The 21,491-nt window shown below is 31.2% G+C and carries 18 protein-coding genes and 1 pseudogene; 6 read left to right on the top strand and 13 right to left on the bottom strand.

The features are described 5' to 3' along the window. Positions 1-236 precede the first annotated feature (236 nt). The 5 genes from Q5I06_RS08385 to Q5I06_RS08365 all read left to right on the top strand — a co-directional run bounded on the left by Q5I06_RS08385 (position 237) and on the right by Q5I06_RS08365 (position 7,051). Positions 237-2,837, top strand: a complete 2,601-nt coding sequence (locus Q5I06_RS08385; protein WP_305517751.1) for an autotransporter outer membrane beta-barrel domain-containing protein — start codon at positions 237-239, stop codon at positions 2,835-2,837. Between the two features lie 86 nt (positions 2,838-2,923). Next, entirely contained in the window at positions 2,924-5,707 is a 2,784-nt protein-coding gene (napA, locus tag Q5I06_RS08380; protein ID WP_305517752.1) for a nitrate reductase catalytic subunit NapA, read from the top strand. A gap of 10 nt (positions 5,708-5,717) precedes the next feature. Continuing rightward, positions 5,718-6,248 (top strand): nitrate reductase cytochrome c-type subunit, encoded by a 531-nt coding sequence (locus tag Q5I06_RS08375; protein ID WP_305517753.1) that lies wholly within the window; start codon positions 5,718-5,720, stop codon positions 6,246-6,248. Further along, the gene (locus Q5I06_RS08370) at positions 6,249-6,719 is read left to right on the top strand and encodes a 4Fe-4S binding protein (protein ID WP_305517754.1); all 471 of its coding nucleotides are present in this window, start codon (positions 6,249-6,251) and stop codon (positions 6,717-6,719) included. Continuing rightward, entirely contained in the window at positions 6,719-7,051 is a 333-nt protein-coding gene (locus Q5I06_RS08365; protein WP_305517755.1) for a chaperone NapD, read from the top strand. Before Q5I06_RS08370 ends, Q5I06_RS08365 begins: the two co-directional genes overlap by 1 nt. 11 nt (positions 7,052-7,062) lie before the next feature. On the opposite strand, the gene trmA is transcribed toward Q5I06_RS08365, so the two are convergent. From trmA to waaF, 4 genes are all read right to left on the bottom strand, one after another. Next, the gene (trmA, locus tag Q5I06_RS08360; protein WP_305520932.1) at positions 7,063-8,172 is read right to left on the bottom strand and encodes a tRNA (uridine(54)-C5)-methyltransferase TrmA; all 1,110 of its coding nucleotides are present in this window, start codon (positions 8,170-8,172) and stop codon (positions 7,063-7,065) included. A 30-nt stretch (positions 8,173-8,202) separates the two neighbouring features. Further along, positions 8,203-8,967, bottom strand: a complete 765-nt coding sequence (locus Q5I06_RS08355) for an outer membrane beta-barrel protein (protein ID WP_305517757.1) — start codon at positions 8,965-8,967, stop codon at positions 8,203-8,205. Between the two features lie 115 nt (positions 8,968-9,082). Further along, positions 9,083-9,670, bottom strand: a complete 588-nt coding sequence (locus tag Q5I06_RS08350) for a flavin reductase family protein (RefSeq protein WP_305517758.1) — start codon at positions 9,668-9,670, stop codon at positions 9,083-9,085. Next, positions 9,660-10,688, bottom strand: coding sequence for a lipopolysaccharide heptosyltransferase II (gene waaF / locus Q5I06_RS08345; RefSeq protein WP_305517759.1), 1,029 nt, complete (start codon positions 10,686-10,688; stop codon positions 9,660-9,662). Before waaF ends, Q5I06_RS08350 begins: the two co-directional genes overlap by 11 nt. Positions 10,689-11,953: 1,265 nt before the next feature. Here waaF and Q5I06_RS08340 point away from each other — a divergent pair. Beyond that, entirely contained in the window at positions 11,954-13,627 is a 1,674-nt protein-coding gene (locus Q5I06_RS08340; protein WP_305517760.1) for a relaxase/mobilization nuclease domain-containing protein, read from the top strand. A 25-nt stretch (positions 13,628-13,652) separates the two neighbouring features. Here Q5I06_RS08340 and Q5I06_RS08335 read toward each other — a convergent pair whose 3' ends face one another. The 9 genes and pseudogenes from Q5I06_RS08335 to Q5I06_RS08295 all read right to left on the bottom strand — a co-directional run. Beyond that, positions 13,653-14,555: a Fic family protein gene (locus Q5I06_RS08335; RefSeq protein WP_305517761.1), complete on the bottom strand. Its 903-nt coding sequence runs from the start codon at positions 14,553-14,555 to the stop codon at positions 13,653-13,655. A 39-nt stretch (positions 14,556-14,594) separates the two neighbouring features. Next, entirely contained in the window at positions 14,595-14,984 is a 390-nt protein-coding gene (locus Q5I06_RS08330; RefSeq protein ID WP_305517762.1) for a hypothetical protein, read from the bottom strand. Between the two features lie 15 nt (positions 14,985-14,999). Continuing rightward, on the bottom strand, positions 15,000-15,689 hold the full coding sequence (locus Q5I06_RS08325) for an AAA family ATPase (protein WP_305517763.1): 690 nt from the start codon (positions 15,687-15,689) through the stop codon (positions 15,000-15,002). Between the two features lie 9 nt (positions 15,690-15,698). Then, the gene (locus Q5I06_RS08320) at positions 15,699-16,010 is read right to left on the bottom strand and encodes a hypothetical protein (RefSeq protein ID WP_305517764.1); all 312 of its coding nucleotides are present in this window, start codon (positions 16,008-16,010) and stop codon (positions 15,699-15,701) included. Between the two features lie 452 nt (positions 16,011-16,462). Beyond that, complete coding sequence (locus Q5I06_RS08315) at positions 16,463-17,515, bottom strand: tyrosine-type recombinase/integrase (RefSeq protein WP_305517765.1); 1,053 nt, start codon at positions 17,513-17,515, stop codon at positions 16,463-16,465. Positions 17,516-17,755: 240 nt separating this feature from the next. Further along, entirely contained in the window at positions 17,756-18,919 is a 1,164-nt protein-coding gene (locus tag Q5I06_RS08310) for a toprim domain-containing protein (protein ID WP_305517766.1), read from the bottom strand. 3 nt (positions 18,920-18,922) lie between these two features. Continuing rightward, positions 18,923-20,248: a hypothetical protein gene (locus Q5I06_RS08305; RefSeq protein WP_305517767.1), complete on the bottom strand. Its 1,326-nt coding sequence runs from the start codon at positions 20,246-20,248 to the stop codon at positions 18,923-18,925. Between the two features lie 29 nt (positions 20,249-20,277). Continuing rightward, positions 20,278-20,814: a DUF7222 domain-containing protein gene (locus tag Q5I06_RS08300; RefSeq protein ID WP_305517768.1), complete on the bottom strand. Its 537-nt coding sequence runs from the start codon at positions 20,812-20,814 to the stop codon at positions 20,278-20,280. A 24-nt stretch (positions 20,815-20,838) separates the two neighbouring features. Continuing rightward, a pseudogene (locus tag Q5I06_RS08295) lies at positions 20,839-21,491 on the bottom strand (hypothetical protein); the annotation flags it as partial.

The raw sequence follows: 21,491 nt of genomic DNA, 5'->3' as shown, positions 1-21,491 counted from the left end.
ATAAGGTTTGTATTGTGATGACACGATTTTACAGATGAAAATCATTCAAACATTCTACATTATCTCAATATTATCAACAATTGTCAATTTTATTTTTTTGCAGTTATTTCTTGTTTTTCTGGATATTTGAAATCTTAGATAGATTTTTTGAATTATTGAGCATAAAATATCATAAATGGAATGTAATTTGTTTAAGAGAATGTATTATAAGAACAGTTCTGAAGGCGAAAAAAGGAATGAATGACCGTATTTTAATTGTTATTTTAATGTTCATTGCCATTAATTTTCCCTTGTATGGTGCTGATGTTGTTACTTATGACAAAAATACTGATCTAAATTTTGATACTCCTATTGTTCCTAATGGAATTTTGCCAAGAAAAAATATTTCTATCCAAAACAATGCTATTGTAAATATCAATTTTTCCCCCCCATCTAATAGTAAAGATGATTGGTTTACTGCTGCTTTTTTTAGCTCTAATTCTAAGAAATATACATTCAGCGGGGATGGAGAGTTGAACTTTTTTTATGATGGCAGTAGGGTTTCAGGTTCGCAGTTTGAATTATTTGCATACAGAGAAATGGCCGGGAATGGTAATATTATCTTTGATGTAAATACTTCAGTTAAGGTGGCAGATAATTCAAATATAGCAAGAGGCGTATTCGTTCAAAATGGTTCAGATTTAGGAGCTCCAAAAGGCTCTTATGTTTTTAATAAAAATCTTATTGTAGATGTCAATAATGCTGCTCCTACTAGCTCTCCTAATTTTTTACGAACAATTTTTTATACAGAAGATGGAGGTGCTCAAGGAGATATTTATGTAAATGCAGATACAACAACACATCAAACTCTAAATCCTGATAATATTATTCAGCTCAAAGGAGATGTAAAATTTGGAGCAGGTACGATTTTTTATATGAACCTAACCAATCCGGATTCATTTTGGATGGGAAAAACTCTTGATAGCGGATCAGATTCTCATCTTTATTTGAGCAATGGAGGAAAATGGTATCTTACCTCTAACTCCAGAATAAATACCATAACTATGGATAACCCTTCATTAGATGAATCCACAAACCTAGATTCCAAAACACAAAGAGATTTTTCAATTGTAAATCTTATGAAATATGCTTCTAGTAATGTAGCTGGTGTGTATTGTGCTAATGATAATTGTCCTAGAGATTATGCTGGTTTTTCGCCTCGTATCCTAAAGGTGGAAAATGTTAATGGAGAAAATGGTGTGTTTGCTTTGATGACAGATATTGCGTCTGCAAAGAGCGATAAAATAGAGGTTGGAAATCTTAATTCAGTCAATTATATTCAGATTTATCAGAATCCAAAACAGATTATTTTAGATGCCAGTGGCAAAAATATAGCCGTTGCTTCTGCAAAGACTGTAGCAGATGGAGCTGATTTTAAGGGCATCGCTACTATTATCGGTCTATATGATTACACCCCAGTGTTACAAAAAAAAGACGGCGGAGCAAGTACTCAATGGATATTAGGAAGTATTGATAGGACACCTAGTCAAACAGCTAGAACTCTTTTAGATGTTCTCTCACTCCCTTATCAAATTTTTCGTCTTGAGGGAGATTCAGCTCATAGCAGATTGGAGGATTTTTTTTATCCTCCTACACTCAATGGTCTTTGGGCAAAAGTATATGGTGGAGGGATTTATGAAAAACAGCCCTTTGGAGATAAGACAACTCAAAATCTATTTTATAATTTTCAAGGTGGGTATGATAAAGGAGAAACCTTTGAAGAAAAAAGATATTTTTATGGAGGTTCGTTAGATTATACGAAGATGTATGCAGGGGATAAGGGATTTGATGGATATTCCAATTCCATTGGTTTTGGAGCTTATGGAGGGTATATTGATCAAAAAGGTTGGGTGATAGATGCAAATGCAAAATATATTTATAGCGGTATTCATACAAATATATATCAAGCCCAATCTCCCGTTAAGTTTGGCAATAATATTTTGTTGCTGAGTGCAAAGGTAGGATATAATTTCTACCCTTTTTATCTGGTAAGGACAAAAACCGTTGAGAGATGTGTCCAAAAGATTTTTTGTAGAAATGCAATCGAAAAAACTAAAGTAAGAGATGAAAGTATTTATATCCAACCTTATTTTTCCTTCACGCCAGGTTTGATATTTGGAAATACTCTTAAGTTTCAAGACAATCAATCCCACTCTAACATCAAAGCACATCTTCATTTTTCTCCCGCACTTATTACAAAGATTGGTTTAGGGGTTCTTAAACGTTATGATTATCTTTATTCTTCACTCAATCTAAGAGGACATATTGAATATAGCAATGATATAAACCTGGGAGGAAATGTGACGCTTATTGATGATGCGAATGTTCCTCTTTATGGTAATTCCAAAAAAATAGATAATCGTTTAGGATTTGGAGGGGGCGTGGATTGGATGTTTTTCAATGATAGTTTGAAGCTACATCTTGATTTTAAGAGCGAGTTTTTCGGACAGATTAATACCTATTGGGTACTTTCAGCAGGGATTCGCTATAAGTTTGGGCAAAAGCCTCCTAAAACTTACAAGTCTTTGAATCTGCGACCAATGCCACCAAAACCACAAAAAGTAGCTCCCATAAATTATCTCACTCCATATAAAGAAAAAGAAGAATCTAAAGATAAGACTTTTTATGAGAATAATCATTTCAAAAGCTATGGAGGGGAGAAAAAACAAATAATGCAGACCAAACAAAAAGAGCAAAAACAAATAGAAGAAGAGAAAAAAAGAAAGGAAGCTAGAAAATATTCTCCTCCTGCTTGGCAAAGCACTAGACCTATGCCAAAAATTCCCAAGCAAAAATAGAGGTTTTTTGTATTTGATATATATCAAGGTTTGAGTTCGCAGGGAAATATACAATCTTTATGCTAAAAAAGCATAAGGAGAAGATGATGGAACTTACTAGAAGAGATTTTATTAAGGCTGTTGCCATAGCTTCAGCGGCTTCAAGTGCAGGATTGAGTGTTCCTAGTAGATTGAATGCTGATGCGACACTTGCCCAAAAAGACTGGAAATGGGATAAGGCAGTATGTAGATTTTGTGGTACGGGCTGCGGGATTATGGTGGCGACAAAAGATAAAAAAATCATCGCTATTAAGGGGGATCCAAAATCTCCAGTGAATGCTGGATTGAATTGCATCAAAGGTTATTTTTGTGCAAAAATCATGTATGGAGAGGATAGATTAACACAACCACTTTTAAGAATGAATACTAAGGGTGAATTTGACAAAAAGGGAAAGTTTTATCCTGTAAGTTGGCAAAGAGCCTTTGATGAGATGGAAAAACAATTTCGCAAAACCTATGAAGAAAAAGGTCCTAAGGGTGTTGCGATTATGGCTAGTGGGCAATATACTATTCCTGAAGGCTACGCATCAGTAAAATTGATGAAAGCTGGTTTTAGGAGCAACAACTTAGATCCTAATGCTAGACACTGCATGGCAAGTGCTGTGGTGGGATTTATGCAGACTTTTGGAATAGATGAGCCTTCAGGTTGCTATGATGATATTGAACTTACAGATACTGTTATTAGCTGGGGAGCGAATATGGCTGAAATGCACCCTATTTTGTGGAGTAGGGTTACTGATAGAAAACTTAATAATGCTTCAAGGGTCAAGGTTGTAAATTTAACCACTTATAGCAATAGAACTTCAGATATTGCAGATATTGAAATTGTATTTAAGCCCTCTACGGATTTGGCAATTTGGAATTATATTGCTAGAGAGATTGTTTATAATCACTCTGAAGCTATTGATGAAGCTTTTGTAAAACAAAACTGTGTTTTTAGTACAGGGGTTGTAAATATTGGATATGGAATGCGAAATGATCCTAATCATAGGGGGTTTAGTTCTGAAGAAAAAGATACTGTCGCAAAAGAAGTCAAAAAAACTTTGAGCGAAAATGAAGCAATAGCTCTGCAATATTTGGGGATGAAAGCAGGAGAAGAAATGAAAATGGATAATGCTTTAAAGCCTGATATTCATTGGGAGATTGGGTTTGATGATTTTAAAAAAGCACTTGAGCCTTATACATTGGATTTTGTGGCAAATCTTGCTAAAGGAGATGAAAATGAAAGTATCGAAGATTTTAAACAAAAACTCCGCAATCTTGCTGATCTTTATATCGAAAAAAATAGAAAAGTGGTGAGTTTTTGGACAATGGGTTTTAATCAACATCAAAGAGGTTCTTGGGTAAATGAGCAGAGTTATATGGTGCATATGTTGCTTGGAAAACAATCTAAACCTGGAAATGGGGCTTTTTCTCTTACTGGACAACCTAGCGCTTGTGGAACAGCTAGAGAGGTAGGAACATTTTCTCATAGGCTTCCAGCAGATATGGTGGTTAATAATCCAAAACATAGAGAAATCGCAGAAAAAATATGGAATCTTCCTAGTGGAACCATCAACCCAAAACCAGGATCTCCGTATTTGAGCATGATGAGAGATATTGAAGATGGAAAAATTAAATGGGTTTGGGTAGCTGTGAATAATCCTTGGCAAAATACTGCTAATGCAAATCATTGGATAAAAGCTGCTAGAGAGATGGATAATTTTATTGTGGTGAGTGATTGTTATCCGGGAATTTCAGCAAGGGTTGCTGATTTGGTATTGCCAACTGCGATGATTTATGAAAAATGGGGTGCGTATGGAAATGCCGAACGCAGAACACAACATTGGAAACAACAAGTTCTTCCTCAAGGAGATTCAATGAGCGATACTTGGCAGATTTTTGAGTTCGCTAAACGTTTTAAAATAAAAGAAATTTGGAATACTCAAGACAAGGAGCTAGGACTTAAACCTATCTTAGATCAGGCACAAAAAATGGGCTATAGCCCTGATGATACTCTTTTTGATGTGTTGTTTGGAAATAAAAATGCGAGAGCTTTTGATCTCAAAGAAGAATTGCTTCAAAATGGAGCGATGAATTCTGAAGTCTTTGGGGATGAAAGAAATGTTCTAGGAAGTGATGGAAAACCTTTTAAAGGGTATGGATTTTTTATACAGAAATATTTGTGGGAAGAGTATAGAAAGTTTGGAATAGGACATGGACACGATTTAGCAGAGTTTGATATTTATCACAAAGTTAGAGGACTTAGATGGCCAGTGGTAGATGGAAAGGAAACTAGATGGAGGTTTAATTCCAAATACGATCCTTATGCTAAAAAATTTGGAGATGGAAGAGATATTGCATTTTATGGCAATAAGGATGCTTTTTTGAATCAAGGTAATTTGCTAAAAGCAGGGGAGAAGAAAGTATCTATACACAATAAAGCCAAAATATTTTTTCGCCCTTATATGGATCCTTGTGAAATGCCTGATGAAAAATATCCGATGTGGCTTTGCACAGGAAGAGTTTTGGAGCATTGGCATAGTGGAACTATGACGATGAGAGTTCCTGAACTTTATAAGGCTATGCCTGAAGCGTTGTGTTATATGAATCCTGATGATGCACTCAAAAACAATTTTATTCAAGGTGATGTAATTTGGGTTGAAAGTAGAAGAGGAAGGGTTAAAGCAAGGATTGATATTGCAGGAAGAAACAGAGTGCCAAAAGGACTTGTGTATATTCCTTGGTTTGATGAGAATGTCTATATCAACAAGGTTTGCTTGGATGCGACTTGTCCGCTCTCTAAACAAACTGATTATAAAAAATGTGCCATAAAAGTCTATAAAGCATAAGGGGGATAAGATGAAAATTAAAATATTGGCTTTGATAAGCGTATGTGTAGTTTTGTTGGCGTGTTCAAATGTTGATAAAAAAACAGATGAAATATCTGATAATTCTTTGGGTCTAAGAGGAGCTTCTTTGGGAGATGATAAGAGTGTGGAGTTAAAAAATTTTGAATATTCTCAAACTCCTGCAGGAGAGTCAAAAAACATAGAACGTTCTTATGAAAATGCCCCACCCTTGATACCTCACAGCACAGAGGGAATGCTTGATATTACTCAAGATAATAATATGTGTTTGAGCTGCCATGCAAGCGATGTTGCAGAATCTGTAGGAGCGACACCTGTTCCTAAATCCCATACTTATGATTTAAGAAATCATAAATTTATAAAAGATGGTATTTCAGAAAGTCGTTATAATTGCACTCAATGCCACATTCCTCAATCAAATCTAGTCCCATTGGTGAAAAATACTTTCACGCCAGTATTTAGCAACGAGAAGGAAAAGTCTAGTTCTGATCTTTTAGATGTCATCAATAAGGGTGTAAAATAGATGGGTTCAAGAAGAGATTTTTTTAGTTTCAAAAAAACCCCTTCTGTAATCAATTTGCCTTATATAAAAGGCTCTATTGATGTTTGCACAGAGTGTAGAGGGTATTGTGTGAATGCGTGTGAAGAGAGTATTATTTTTAAAAAAGAAGGCGAAATACCGTATTTGGACTTTAAAAATAAAGGATGTATATTTTGCAAAAAATGTGCATTTGTTTGTGAGGAAAAAGGGAAGGCTGTGTTGAATTCTTTGATGGAGAATATAATAGAAGGCAAAGCAAAGATTGATGTATCTTTGTGCTTGTCTTATCATCAGGTGATATGTCTATCATGTCAAGATGTTTGCAAAACTTCTATTAAGTTCAGCGGAATGTTTTATCCAGAAATACTGAATACATGTACTGCTTGTGGCTTGTGTGTGAGTATTTGTCCTCAGGGAGCTATCAGTATTGTTGAATCTCAAAAAGGAAAGTAGTGAATATTTCAAGCGTTATTATTAAAATAAATCCAAAGTGTTTAGAGAGAATAATCCAAGATATTTATTCTCTTAATGGTGTTGAAATCGCGATTATTGAAGGCGAAATCATTATTGTTACCATAGAAGCAAAAGATTCAAATGAGGAGATTTATTTTTTTAAAGAATTGGAAAAAATCGATGGGGTAGTATCTATAAATATGCACTATTGTCATTGTGAAGATGGATTTGAAAAATTGAATTCAGGTGAAGAAATTTCAAAAATTATACAAATTTTGGAAGATGATAATATCTCTTACAAGGGTAATGTGAATACTTGGATGAAACAATAAGAAATCAAGTTTTAAAGCCTTTTGAGGATAATCCCGCATTCAAGATGATGAGTATATGGAAATTGATCAAATACTCCGCAATGCTCTATTTTATGAGTTTTTTGTAAAGTTTTCAAATCTTCTTTGAGTGAGAGAGGGTTGCAGGATATATAGATAATAGAGTCAAATCTTTGAATAAAATTCAGCATATCCAAGTCGCAAATGCCACTTCTTGGAGGATCGATAAAAATATGCGAGAAGTTGAATTTATCTAAGTCTATTTCTCTGAGACGAAAAAAAGCCCTTTGTCTGTCTAGTGCTTCTATGGTCTCATAACCACTCAAACGAGCTGCGGTAATGTTGTGTATATCGTTATTTTCTGCATTTTTTTCTAAAACTTTGATAGCAGATTTAACTACTTCAGTAGCGAGGATTTTGTTGAATCTCTTAGAGAGTGCAAGAGTAAAATTCCCGCTTCCACAATACATTTCAAGCAAATCTGTGGAGAGTGCTGCTGGTAGTTTTGAGAGAACAAACTCTATCATTTGAGTGTTTATATAAGGGTTGGGCTGTGAAAAATTTCCTTCTTTTTGAATATAAAAGAATTTTTCTCCATTGATAGATAAAGTTTCATTGATAAAATCTCTGCCAATGATCCTCCTCTCTCCTTTGCTTCTTCCTATGATAAAACACTCTAATTCTTGAGCAAGTCTAAGAGCATTTTCTTCCCAGCAAAGATCTAGTTTTTTGTGATAAATAAGTGTGATGATAGCTTCACCTCTTAATCCTCCAAGTATTTTTACTCCATAGAGTTTATCCTTTATTACAGGGTTAGCATTGATATGTAAAAGTAGTATTGTTAGCTTATCTTGAAGATAAGGCAACAAAATTGGACAAGTGGAGATTTTGACACGATTATTTTGACCATAGGGGTTCATAGATAGATAGATTTTGTTATTTTCTGTATGTAGTCTGAACTCCCCTCTAGCTCTAAACCCACTAGAGGGGGAGAAAAATTTTTCTACATCATTGCTTTTAAAACCAAAAAGTTCTAAAAATTCTTCGAATTTTTGTTCAAATTGCTTATTGTATTCTTGAGGCAATTGACAGCCTCCACACTCCAAAAAACTCTCACAAATCATTTAAAAACCATTTTTATTTTTTGTATTAGTTTAAAATCGATAGGTGTAGTTGAAGTGATAAGAGGCGTTTGCTATGATCTTAACATTTTGATAGATTGGCGATGTTGCAGATGTTTTGGAAAGTTCTGATTGTGCATTTCCATTAGCATTATAGCTGTCAGAACCAAAAATACTAAATGGCAATCTTGCTCCGATTTCAAATTGATGTTTTTCAAAATAATAGTGAAGTCCAAGATTGATATAAGCCCCATTTCCAAAAAGGGAATTTCTGAATGAATCAATATTTGCTTTCATATCACCTGAAAAATTGATGTCTGTTTTTCCCTTTATATAGTTGGCGAATTCATAACCAATTCCCGCAGAAAGACCGATAGCGTTGCTTTGAGAATTATAAAAATCAAATAAATAATCCATATCAACACCATATCTGAATGCAAAATAGTTTGATTTTTTATCTACGCTAACACCTGCTTTAGCAGATTCGGTATCTTTTGCGTTGATGCTATAATCTCCCATATTCAGATGAGCTGTGATTGCAAGTCCATGATTGGGTGTGCCATAAAATTGATAGCCAAATTTAATCCCATAGTTAAAAGAAGCTTTATAATGAGTGCCTAATACATAGGTATTATCGCCTGGAGGTATGCGTTCGCCTGTAACATCATCTAAGTATTTGAAAGTTGCTGCACTTAGATCAATTCCTGCAAAAAATCCAGTTTTCCCATCTTCGTTCATTCCAAAAGAATTTGTCGCTATCAAACAACTACAAACAGCACATAAAAAAAGTTTTTTCATCTCATCTCCTGATTTTAACAACAAATTGTTATCTTGCAAAATTATATCGTACATGCACGATAAGCAGAGATAAGAGGATTAAATCAGGATATAGAAAGACAAATGCTATATAAAACTAATTTAAATCTTTGCTTTGCACAAGTTGGCTTGAAATTTGATAGCAGTTTCCTACTCTTCCTATATTTTGTAGTGTAAAGTGCAAATCTTGTGTGTAGATTTTATCGTCAATAAAACATTCCTTTGCTTGAAGTAAAATTGATTGAGAGTTTTTTCCAATATCTAGTGAATCATAAAATTCACACATAAAAGCAACATTTGTTTCTTTAGGTATAGGAGGATAGTTGCTATGAATGATTTCCATTTGGATATTAAATTTTACCGCCTCACTTATTTCATAAGGGAGTTCTTGTGAGCTTTGGTGCATAGATTTTAGATTTTTTTGTTCGATCATAGCAATCGTAGCTTTTTTGTTTTGTAAAATATTTTTTAGGGTGTCCTTTATGTTTCCATCACTTTTTGGGCTGATGCATACAGAGAAAATCACAGGATCAGCACTTAAAACTCCAAAAAAACTAAAAGGAGCTAAATTTAATACCCCATTTTCACTAATAGTGCTTATCCATGCAATAGGGCGAGGCGTGATAGAGTTGCTCAATATCTTATATTTCATTAGCGGAGAGCTACTAGCAAAATCAATTTGCATTTGAAGTCCTTTTTGATAAGATATGGTTTGCCTGTGTGATAACTTCATCAGGAGTGATGAGTTTCATACAATTGTGATGTTTTAAAGGGCAGTCTCTTTTTTTGCATGGAGCACAGGCTATTTTTTTGTTTAAGATAACTGAATTTGGATGCTTCCAAGGATACGATCCTCTTTCATCTGTGGGACCAAATATTGCTATTAGTGGTGTTCCAAGTGCACTAGCCATATGCATAGGACCGCTGTCATTAGCGATAAAAAGATCCAAATTGTAAATATTGTCTATAAGAGAATTAATCGTTGTTTTGCCACTAAAATCACTCAAGTTTTTAAATATATCTTCATCAGCAGAGAATTTTTTGATAATGGAAGTGATTTCTTTTGCGGGTTCTATATCATTTTTATCACCAAAAAGAATCACCTCATACCCCTTTGATATAAAATAAAAGGCTGTTTCAGCAAAATATTCTTTTAGCCATCTTTTGGCACTACCAAAAGCAGCTCCAGGACTTAAACCGATTCTGATATTGTTATCATTATGTCTATCTTGTGCTATGAGTTTTAATTTTGGTGTTTGAGCGATTATCTCTTCTTCGGATTGCTTGAAGAGATTTTTTAGCAATAAAGAATATAGAAGCACTTGATGGGTATTTTTTCTGATTTTTGGGGCATCAGTTAGCAGAAAAGATCGCAGATTTTTTGCATAACCTATTCTAATGGGTGTTTTTGTCCAAAATAACAGGAGTGCTGAAAATATATTGTTGGTAAAAGTGATGCTTATATCGTGTTTACCAATTTTTTTAGCAAGATTATAGGTGCCAAAAAGACGGTTTTTGGATTTTTTGCTCTCATCTATAAAACGCGTTGTTATGGATTTATCACGATCAAATATGGCACAAGTAATGGGTGTTCCTACTATGGTAAAACTAGCTTGAGGAAAATGTTCTTTGAGTACTTCAATAGCAGCAGTTGCCATAATTGCATCTCCCAGCCAGTTTGGCAATCTCAATAGAATTTTCATCTGTTTCCTATAATTAGTGATTTAAATTGAATTTTACCCATAAAAGTGAAATTAAGTTAGATGTAAGAATTGTTGGTAGCATTGTGGCTAAAAAAATAAAATTTGTCAAGAGGGTTGTGATTTGTTTTTCAAATCATTATGCTTTGTCTTTTAAATCAAGCTCACTTTGCTTTCAAATTCCAATTCAGATTCAGATAGCTTAGAACTACTAAATTCTTTTCATCAAGTTTATATTTTTCATATGGCTTCAAAATTATTTTTGCTGTTTTTAAAATCATTTTTCATCTCAGTTGATATAAAAATCTTCAGAAATTTTTGCTTTTGTTTTTTAAATCATTGATATTGATTTTCAAGTCATTCATTTTTGTTTTTCAAATCAAAATTATTTTCTGATTTTCGTTTGAAATTTTATTCTGTTTTTTATTTCAAATTTGATTTGGAATCTTCAATATTTTTTTTGAAAGTTTGAATGCAACTCATCGTTTGATTTTTATTTTTGGATTTTAAAAATCAAATACATTTTCTCTTCAGAATTTTTTCAAACTCACCAATGAAAACCAAATTCTGAAGTGAATCTTAAAGTCCCTCAAAGTCCCTATTTTAAAATCGACTTCTGTAATCCCCCTGCATAGGGCATCGCAAACAAAAATGTATATTTTTTGTGTTATCCTGCATTCTTAAGGCTTTTGGATACATTTCTATCATAAAAACACACAAATACAAGAACAAAAACTATCCATCAAAGCAAACAAAAAAATATCTGCCACCTCTGCATTAAAATCTAAAAAATTTTCACACCAAACCAAACAAAAAATCTAATCAGCCTACAAAATTTTTTTGCCTCTAATTCCCTTATATTTTTTTGAAAATTTTATTGGAAATATTTTTAGATTTCTTTTCAAATTTTCCTCAATCATCTCTTTAAAAATTTTGAATGATTTTGTATCAAAAATTTATCTTGGAAATCTATTTCCGCCATATAAATATTATATAAGGGAGAAGAAGAATAGATGATATTTTTATTAAATATTTTTTAGTTATTGACTTTAGAATTTTTATTAATAGTTTGAATGCTTTTTATCAAACATCTCAAAAATTAAAACTACTATTTTGATTCATCACTTCTTTGATTTTTTGTTAGAATAAAAGAGCTTGACTTCTTTTGGAAATCTATTTCCGCCATATAAATATTATATAAGGGAGAAGAAGTTTAATTGATATTCTTATTAGATAAAACAGAATATAAAAATATAAAGAGAAATATAATGCGAGTTATTACAAACATTCCCGTAAATTATAAATTAGAAGATGATTCTTTGTTTGAGTTTGTTCCAATCAAAAGAATGAGAAAAAGTATCACTGATCACTCAAGTTTAAATTCAAATCACTCGCACATCTTTTTTAAAAGTTTTAAGAGTTTTAATTCTAAAAATGAAAAATCATACGCTAATGACAATCACAAAAATGTTGTGATTAAGAACATTGGGAATATGAAACAAAAACATCTTAAAAATGCTTTGGATTATGTTTTAAAAAATTCAGAGGATAAAAAAGCCATCAATGAATCTTTTGAATTAAAATCTTATAAAGAAGTATTAGAGGATTGGCAAACAGATTTTAGTTTGAATCAAAATACTAATGAAGCGATGCACTTAGTTTTTTCTTTGAAAGAATCCCATTGTAAATCCATTATGGAAATTTTAAAAACTTCTGTGTATGAAACAATGAAATCAAATTTTAGTGAGTATCAGTTTGTTATGATTCCACATACTCATCAAAACAATCCTCACATTCATTGTTTGGTCAATAAAACTAACATTTGGACTGGCAAAAAGCTTCGTTTTGCTAAAAAAAGTGATTGCAGAGATTTTTTCTTCAAACTCAAAGAGGATTTTAAAAATGATCTCTATCACTTTAGTGGCGGGAAGCTAGATTATAAAAATGATGTGAGATTAAAACTTGATAGTATTTTTCAAGAATTTCAAACCATCAATGAAGAATCTAAAACTTTTAATCATAGAGGTTTTTATTCAGAGGCTATTAAAAATCTCAATACCCAATATTTCAAAACTACAAATTCTATCAAGGTTTTAGAATCAAAAATGGCTAGTCTTTATGCAGAAAAAAATAATAAGCCTGAGGAAATTGAAGTAATTTTAAAAAAGATTGCCTCACACAATCAAAGACTTCAAGAGTTGAAAAAAGAAATGGAAAATTTGAGCAATTGGGATCAGAATTTTAATCATTTTACTAAGTCATTCAATCTCTTTGAAAAAAAGAAGACTTTGTATGATTCGATTATCAAAATCAAACCTTATGCTTCCAAATCCCTTTTTAAGCATTTGAGTGTTTTGGAAAATCAACTCTCTTATGAAAAAGTTTTTATCCAGCAAGGAGTTAAAGATATTAATGAAGGTTTTGATAAAAATATTTTTCTGAATGAAAAGACCCATATGTTTGGCCTAAATAGACACTTAAAACAAATAAAAAATTATCGCCGTATGCTTAAAGAGTTTCAAGCACAAGATTCTGATTTTAAACCAAATGAAGTTTTAGACAAAATCAATGCTAAAGAAAAAGAGGTTTTAGAACTTATTGAAGCTAGAATCACTAGATTATTAAGCATTCATCAGAATTTAAAACTGGATATAGATAAGCAAAAAGAAAGACTTGATGAGCGATTAAATGATATTTCTAAACTCTCTTTTGAAGATATATCTGAAATCATCAAGCTAAGCTCTCTTCATTTAAGAAATTTAAAGGCTTTGAGTTTTGTCGCTAAAGAATTGCTTTTAGCAAAAAAGATTCTGAAAGATACTCAGAATACTCCTCTAAAACAAATCAATCAAAAAAATCAAAATCAAATCGCCTTACAAATCAAAGAAATACAACAATTCAAAGAAGCTATAAAAGAGAAAAATAACAATATAAGGGGGTAAAAATAGCAATAGGGGAAGCGAGGGGTTATCTTCTCCTAGCTTTAGTTTTTGTTTGAGGCTTAGGAATAGATTCTGATTGCTTTTTTGAGATTTCTTTAGGCTTTGTTTGAGGAATTGTATGTTTAAAGGGTTTATCCCTTTCTATTCCAATGCCCTGCCATCTAAGCAAATCTTGATGTATTTTTTTATAATTTTGCATAAAAAATTCTTTATAAGGCTCATAATCTCCTTTTTCATAATAACTTACAAGCGTCCTTCGATATTGAGAATAAACACTATCTTCATAATTTGTGATAATAAAAGGCATTATTCCATCATTTTTAAAAGAAATAAATTGCATTGTTCTAGCGGTTCTTTTATTACAATCTTCAAAATATTGCAAATAAGCTAAGTTGTGATGGATATAAAGAGCTTTGTTGAATGGATTATCAATTGTTTGATAGATTTTAAATAGATAATCTAGCTCAGCATTCAGTCTATCCCCCGTTGATAATGGCTTATAAGTGCTTCCGCCTATTTGAACATCTATTTTTCGCATTGAACCAAGATTTTGTCTTTGAACTAAATCTTTTGCGATAATGCTATGGATTTCTTTAAGAGTATTTTTATTGATGGGATAGTTGATATTCAAAATACTTCTATAGACTTCTTTTAAGTTTAATATCATCAGTGCATCACTATATTTTTTTCCTCCAGCAGTGATACCCATATCTAATAAATCAAGGGTTTCGTATCGATCATAAGTATTTCCCTCTATTTTTGCAGAGGTATAGATAAAATCAAATCCATATGCCTCTACTAGCCCCTTATCTCCAGTGGAATTTAAAAATACCTCTATAGGCATATCTTCTTTCATCTTATGAAGGATTTCAAGCTCTTCTTTGCTCCAAATATGGATATTATCTAAAAATTTTGGGTTATAGTCCATTACATATCCTTTTTTATTTTATTTAAGTCCTAAATTTTACTACTTACTTTCTAGCTTCTTGATTTTGTTTAGCAGCTTCTCTTTCATTAGGAATTTTCTCTTTTCAATGCTTTCTATAATCGCATTTTGGATAAAAGAACTTTTAGTCTCTCCAAATTCACCAAAATCTTCCAAAAACTCTTCGAGTTCAGAAATGACTTTTTTACTCAGTGATACCGTATAGTTCTTTTTTTCCTCTTTTTCAGTTTCGCTTTGTCCTGACATATTGTTTCTTTTATTTGATAAAATAGCTTCAGATGAAATTTCAGAGGGTTTGGTGCTTAGCTTTTGTTCAAATCTTGCTGAAAGTTCATCGATTGAGTTTATCTTCTGTAAATTTCCTATTTCTTCTACTTTACTTGGTTTTGGTTTATTTTTTTTAAATTCCATACTTAGTCCTTATTCTCAGCTGATTTTTAAAGAGGATTGTGTTTTTGATGTCTCTAAGTTCAAAAACTTCTCACAAAGTTCTTCATAAAGCTTTGAAAATTCTTTTTTTGCTTTTTCATCGCTATATTCAAATATGCTTAATCCTTCAGAAACACATCGTTTAAGTGAGATTCGCTCTGAAATAATACTCTCTAACAACTCAATATCTAAGGTAGCTTTATTTTCTAAGATAAAATCCTTCATTGCTTCTTTTTCTTTTAGATAAGGGATAGGTGGGATTCTATTTATCAACACACAAGCTTTTAGCTTTTCATTGATACTTTGGATTTCTCCTACTCTTTCAAACATCTCATCAAGAACGGCTATATCTAGTTGAGAAGGAGTGCTTGGAATAATCACTAGATCAGATATGAGCATTGCTTTTCTACTTTCTAGGCTATCTTCACCTTTTGTATCGATGATGATATTTTCATATTTAGGAATCATTTGTTTGATGGTATCTGTGATGTTGCCCGTTCGATTGAACAAACTAAAACATTCTATATTTTTATCTACTCTAATATTTACAAAGGTTTCTATGCTTTTTTGCACATCGGTATCTAAAACTACAATTTCTTTTCCTTCTAGTAAAAATTTAGTAGCAAGATTGAGACAAAGGGTGCTTTTTCCTGATCCGCCTTTTTGATTGGCAATGGTTATAATCATTTTTTCCTCCTATGAGATTTTGATTTTTTTCAATTCCATAAATTTTTTTATATCCCCTCTATCTAAGGCTTTTAGCATTTCTTTTTGCTCTTTTTTATTTTCTTGCCTAATCTTTTTAAACTCTCTTTCAAATCTTTTAAATGGTTTCTTTTCTTCCAAAAAATCCTGATAAGATTCCGCCCATTTATTCATAAATTCACTGGGAGATTCTTTTTTGAATTGAGGCATTTGATGGATATAGCTAAGCAATAAAAAAGCATCATCTAAGGCTTTTTTGTGTTCAAATTCAATGATATTATTTTCCATATCAATTCTTGTCATAGTGATATTCCTTTGTAATGATTTTATTTCTGTATTATACAATATAATTATTAATATTAAATATAATAATTCCAAATTAATATAATAATTATATATATGTGTATTTATTACATTTGAATATATTTATTAATAATGAATATCATATAAATATTGATTCATAATAACATCAAAACAATTACAGTCAATACAATCAAGTAAATTATTACATTGTTCCACCTATTTATCCACTAATAGGCGAGGAAAAGGAATTAAAAAAATCTTAGAAATTTTTAATTCCACTTCGAGAAATGTTTTAGGAGACGTATAAAAATGAAGCTAAAATCAGAAAAAAATCCCACAAAATCCAGAAAAAATAAAACGAATAGAATGGATATTTAAAAGCTGCTATTATCGATAATTTCAATGCAAAATAAGCAATAACTATGACTAAATATAAATTCCATTTAAAATCCTTAAAATAAATTAATAACTTGTTTTGAAAAATCTGTTGTGCTATGCACATAGATTTTAGTTGTTTCAATACTACTATGCCCTAAAAGATTTTGAGTGAGAGTAATGTCTTTTGTTCTCTCATACACAAAACTCGCAAAAGAGTGCCTTAGCATATGTAACCCGCATTTTTCTTGCTTCAGGTTTAATTCTTTGAGAGTTTTTTTCAAAAAATATTTTGTAGTATCATTTTTAGAAATAGTACTGCAAAATAAAAATTCCTGATTATATTTTCTTTTTCGCAAATCACATTCAAGCCATTCTTTAAGAGGTTCTTGTATGGATTGTTTTTTAATTGCTGCCATTCTTTCTTTGTTTCCTTTGCCCCTAAGTTTGAGTGAATAATATTCTTCTCCATCTGTAGTTCTAGTTATTTTAAAATCAGAGAGTTTTAAATTTCTCACCTCTGCACTTCTACAACCACTAAGAGCTACAATAAGCAAAATCAAGCGATTTTTCTTATCAAAATCTTTTTTGAAATGATGATTTTTTAAATACTCAATAAAATTTAAAAATTTAGTTTCAGGCAAAAATACTGGTAAGGAGCTTTCTTTGTTAAACTTCATACCCCTTAAAGAAAAATCAAAAGCATAACCGCACTTTTTATCTAAGAAGCGAAATAAATCTCCTAGCATTGTCTTATAAAGAATAATGCTTGAAGATTTGTTTTGAAGGCTTTTTTCATAGAGAAAATTCACTAATAAATCTTCTTTTAAAGTCTTTAGTTCTGAAATTTTTAGAGCATTGGCATTGTTGATTAAAAAATCATAAAATTTTTCAAAAATCATAAAATTACCAACAGATTTCATACCCACTGACATAAGCTTTTTTCTTATCGTTTTCAACTCTTCTATATTCTGAACTTTCAAAATATCACTTTGAAGCTTTTTGAAATAATCCATATCGCTAATGGCATATTTTGTGAGGATTTTCGTCTTAAAATCATAAAAATATTTGATTCCTTCTAAAAACTCTTTTGCTAACCTTGCATGTTGTATGTGTTTTATATCTGACATTTACTATCCTTTTTTTGATTTTGCATTAACTCTATTTGAATGCAAGTTTTTTATGCAAATATAATTCTCAAATGAATTAATAATTTAAAATAATTAATCTGTACTCATTTTTTCTCCTATTCTTTTCAATAGAGATATTATGCCACCACGAGAGGGCTTAAGACCTATAAATAAAGGTATTCTAACTCCTTTTATTCCCTTATAAATAAAATTTTAGAGCTTTTATTGAATGCTTTATTTTTAGAGTTTCTTGATGGCTTTGTGTTTATAAATTTGATTGAATCTGTCTTTATATGATTGCTCTAAAGGTTTTAAGGCATCAATCTTTCGAATTTTTTCTAAGATGTTTTTTCTGCGAGTCGTTTCATTAGAGCTTTGATAATTTAAGAGTTGATTTTCTAGGTAGTTAGATAGTGTTTGAGTATTGAGGGTTGTTAATTGAGTGATTTGTTTGAGCTTTAAATCATCATTGACATCTTTAGCAAAAGGCTTATAGATAGAAATTCCTTTCTTGGTTGTTTCTAGTGCATATTTTTCGATATATTGAGTGAATTTTAATCCTTCTTTGTCATTATCAAAACAAGTGATGATTCTAGCTTCTTTGCAGAGATTAAATATTTCATCTAAGGTGGGTTTGATTCCTTCTATATGGAAATTTCCACCTGTTGAAATAAGCATAATTTCATTAGAGTTGTATTTGTCTTTATAAAGTTGCATAAAGCTGAGTGCATCGATAATGGATTCAGCAAAAAGAATTTGTTTGATTTTTTTAAAATCATTATTGGCATTTAAAATCTCAAGTCCTTTACTTCCATAGTGAATGTTTTTAAGGGGTTTGTTTCTTAGATTTCCATCTTGATCTTTATATAAGGGGTAGATAAGTCTTTTGGTATACCCACAGATGGGAATGATTTTTTTAGAGGTGCTTTCATCTTCAAATAATTTATAATGTGCAAAACAGATATTTCCATAATTATCTTGTTTGAAAGAGTTGCTATAAGCTTCTATAGTGGAATCATAAATACCTCTATTGCTAAAGAATTGATTTTTTTGAGGGTTATAGCTATTTAGATTTTTGAATTCTTTGATAATGTTTCTATGATTTATCCTATCAAAATCATCAAAGTATTTAGGAATTTGAACATTATTCACTTCCCCGTTTTGATAATTTTTGATAAGCGTTTTAACATCTACTCTTCTATTTTTACAGAAATTAATGATATTGCCCCTATCATTACTGCCATCAGTATTGAAATACAGATAATGATCACCTTTTTTGGTAATCACAAGTGTTTCTTTTTCATTATGTAAGACAGGATTTCCTTTAGAGCTTTTGTCCTTGTTTATCATAAATCCATTATGGATCAATATTTCATGTAGGGGTAAAAGGGTTAAATCTTCCATAAACTACCTTTTTCTAATAGACAAGGTTTGATTTTTTTCTTCTATTTGTATTTGTTGTTTGTTACCCTTAGCATTTTCATCAACATTGATTTTTTTAGATACTGGCATACTGAGAGCTGTTTTAATAGAGACTTCTAAATTTTTATCTAAGAGATTATTATTAATTAGGTTGTATCGCATTCCTTTTTCTATCATTTCTTTGTGTTCTTTGGTAAGCTTAGTGGGTGTTTTATTATATAAACTCACTAAAGTTTTCATTTCTTCTTCACTCATACTGGTTTTACAATAATGCAAAAAATCTTTTTTAAATTCATCTTTGGAGATCGAGAGATTTTGATTTTCAATTCTTTTTTTCTCAAAAAAATCTAATAGACTACTATATTGTGGGGTTTCTGGAATTTGACTACTATCTTTTTTTAAATCATTATTTTGTTTTTCTAGCTTAGCTTCAGGAATATTTTTTTCATTTGAATTCTTTAAGGCTTGGACTTCCTTAATCTCATTTTCAAATACATCGATAAACTCTTTAGATTCTTTTTGAAATTCTTTTATTTCATCGATATTGACATTCCAATTTAGATTTTTGATCTCAATATTATTATCTTTGGAATTAGCTCTGATTAATTCTAGGAAATCAGCTTGATTGAGGGTACTTTGAGATTGTAAGATAATATCATTATTGGCATTGAAATCAAGAAATTCTAACTCTATGCCTATTTTTTTAGAAAGTTTTTCTAAATAAGTTTTAGCATACTCTTTTTGAAATTCTTTGATTTTATTTTCAGAAAAGAGATTGTCTTTGGCAAAAATCCCAACAGGTGTTCCAAGAAGATTCCCTTCTTTATAAAGATTCATATCTTTTAATTCGTCAGTGTGTTTATCTAAAATGTCTTTTGACATCAACTTCATATTGAATTCAAAATTTTTCCAATCCATAGGCAATCTAAATATTTTTAGAGGTTTTTCATCATATATTTCATTAGAAGTATTTTGTTTGGAGAGATTTTGTTTGATTTGATCTATACCTATTTCTAGGTTTTTTATGGTTTTTTGTTCTTCAATGCTAGAGCTAGATTCCTGTTTTTGAAGACTTTTTAATTCTTCTTCAAAGAGCTTTATAAAATTCTCTCCAGCAATATTTGTCGTATTTCCATTTTTGATATTATCTGCTTCTTCAAGCAGTCTTTCAAAAAATATCTTACTATCATCACCTAGTTTTTGATAGAAATACATAAAACTATTAAAAAAAGTTTCTGATTCTTTTCCAATAAAAACCTGTAAAAAGGTCTTAAGATTTTCTTTTAGAATTTCTAAATCTCGAGGGTTCATTTTTTTCCTTTTTAAAAGTACTAGAGGATTTATCGCCCTCTAGTTTTTGATTTGATGGGAGTAGATTCTTCTTGTTTTGGGCTATATTTTTGTTTAGCTGGAGTTTTGGATAAATCTTTGCTCAAATTTACTCCGTGTTCTAAATTACAAATGTGATAAGCATAGACATCTAATGCAAAATTACTTAATTTTTGATCTCCATTTATCATCAAATCCAAAAGTTTTGAGCCATTAAGATTTGAATGTCCTTCAAGAAGGTCTTCATTGTCTCGCAATAAAGGAATGAGTTCTTTTTCATTTTTGCTGAAAAACTTTTTAATATCATCAGTATAAATAAATCCACTGATACCCACATTAGATCCATAATTACAAGCATCAACCATATTTTTTAAGAATTCCTTGAGTTCATCAGGGGAATTTCCAAGTTGCTCCATCTGTTCTTTGAATTTATCGATGATTCCATAAGTATCTTTTTTCTTTAAGGCATTGTAAATATCTACGACTTGCTTATCAGATAGCTCTTCTATACCGCCAGTACCTATCTCTACTAAAGTTTTATTTGCCATTTTTTCTCCTTTAAGGAAAAGGGCTTATCGCCCTATGCCCTTAGTTTTTTTGGGTTCTGTTTGGTCTTGTGTTTTTGGTTTTTTGTTAGATTTAGAATCATTTTTGACTTGTTCTTGTTCTTTTGGGGTTTTAGATACTTCTTCTTTATCTTGAGTAGGTGTTTGTTTTTCTTCTGTTTTAATCAATCCCTCTTCTTTTAATATTTTTTTCAATGTTTCCTCTGCACTTCTTTGTACTTGAATTTTTTCAGCCTCATTTAAACTTACAGGTAGAGCATAGCTTGTATTGTTATTTTGAGCTTTGAGATAAGTTGCGATTTGTCCTGCAGTATGAGTGCGTAAATATTTCTCAATATCTTGGAAGATTAGTGGTGAGTTTGAGCTATCGTAATCTTTTGAATGGCGAATAAAATTTTTATATTCTTGTTCTTGGTTGAGTGGTTTAATTTTTGATTTGTCAATTGTTTTAAATTCACTGATGTTGTACAAAAATCTTGTTTCAAGTGTTGGCTCTATTGGAATTTTTTTAGTTGCGTATTGAAAATAGGGTTCTCCGGTATTTTGATTTAATTTAGGAATTCCTTGTTTATCTAATTGTACTTCTGTGGCAATTTCAAAGAGAGGTTTGCCATTTTGGTTCATTCTTTGGTTTCCATTTTCATCAAGTAAGGGGATTT

Source organism: Helicobacter cappadocius, from assembly GCF_030688855.1.
Lineage (GTDB): Bacteria > Campylobacterota > Campylobacteria > Campylobacterales > Helicobacteraceae > Helicobacter_J > Helicobacter_J cappadocius.
Note: the sequence above shows the minus strand (reverse complement) of the source record. Positions and strands in the feature narration are given on the sequence as shown.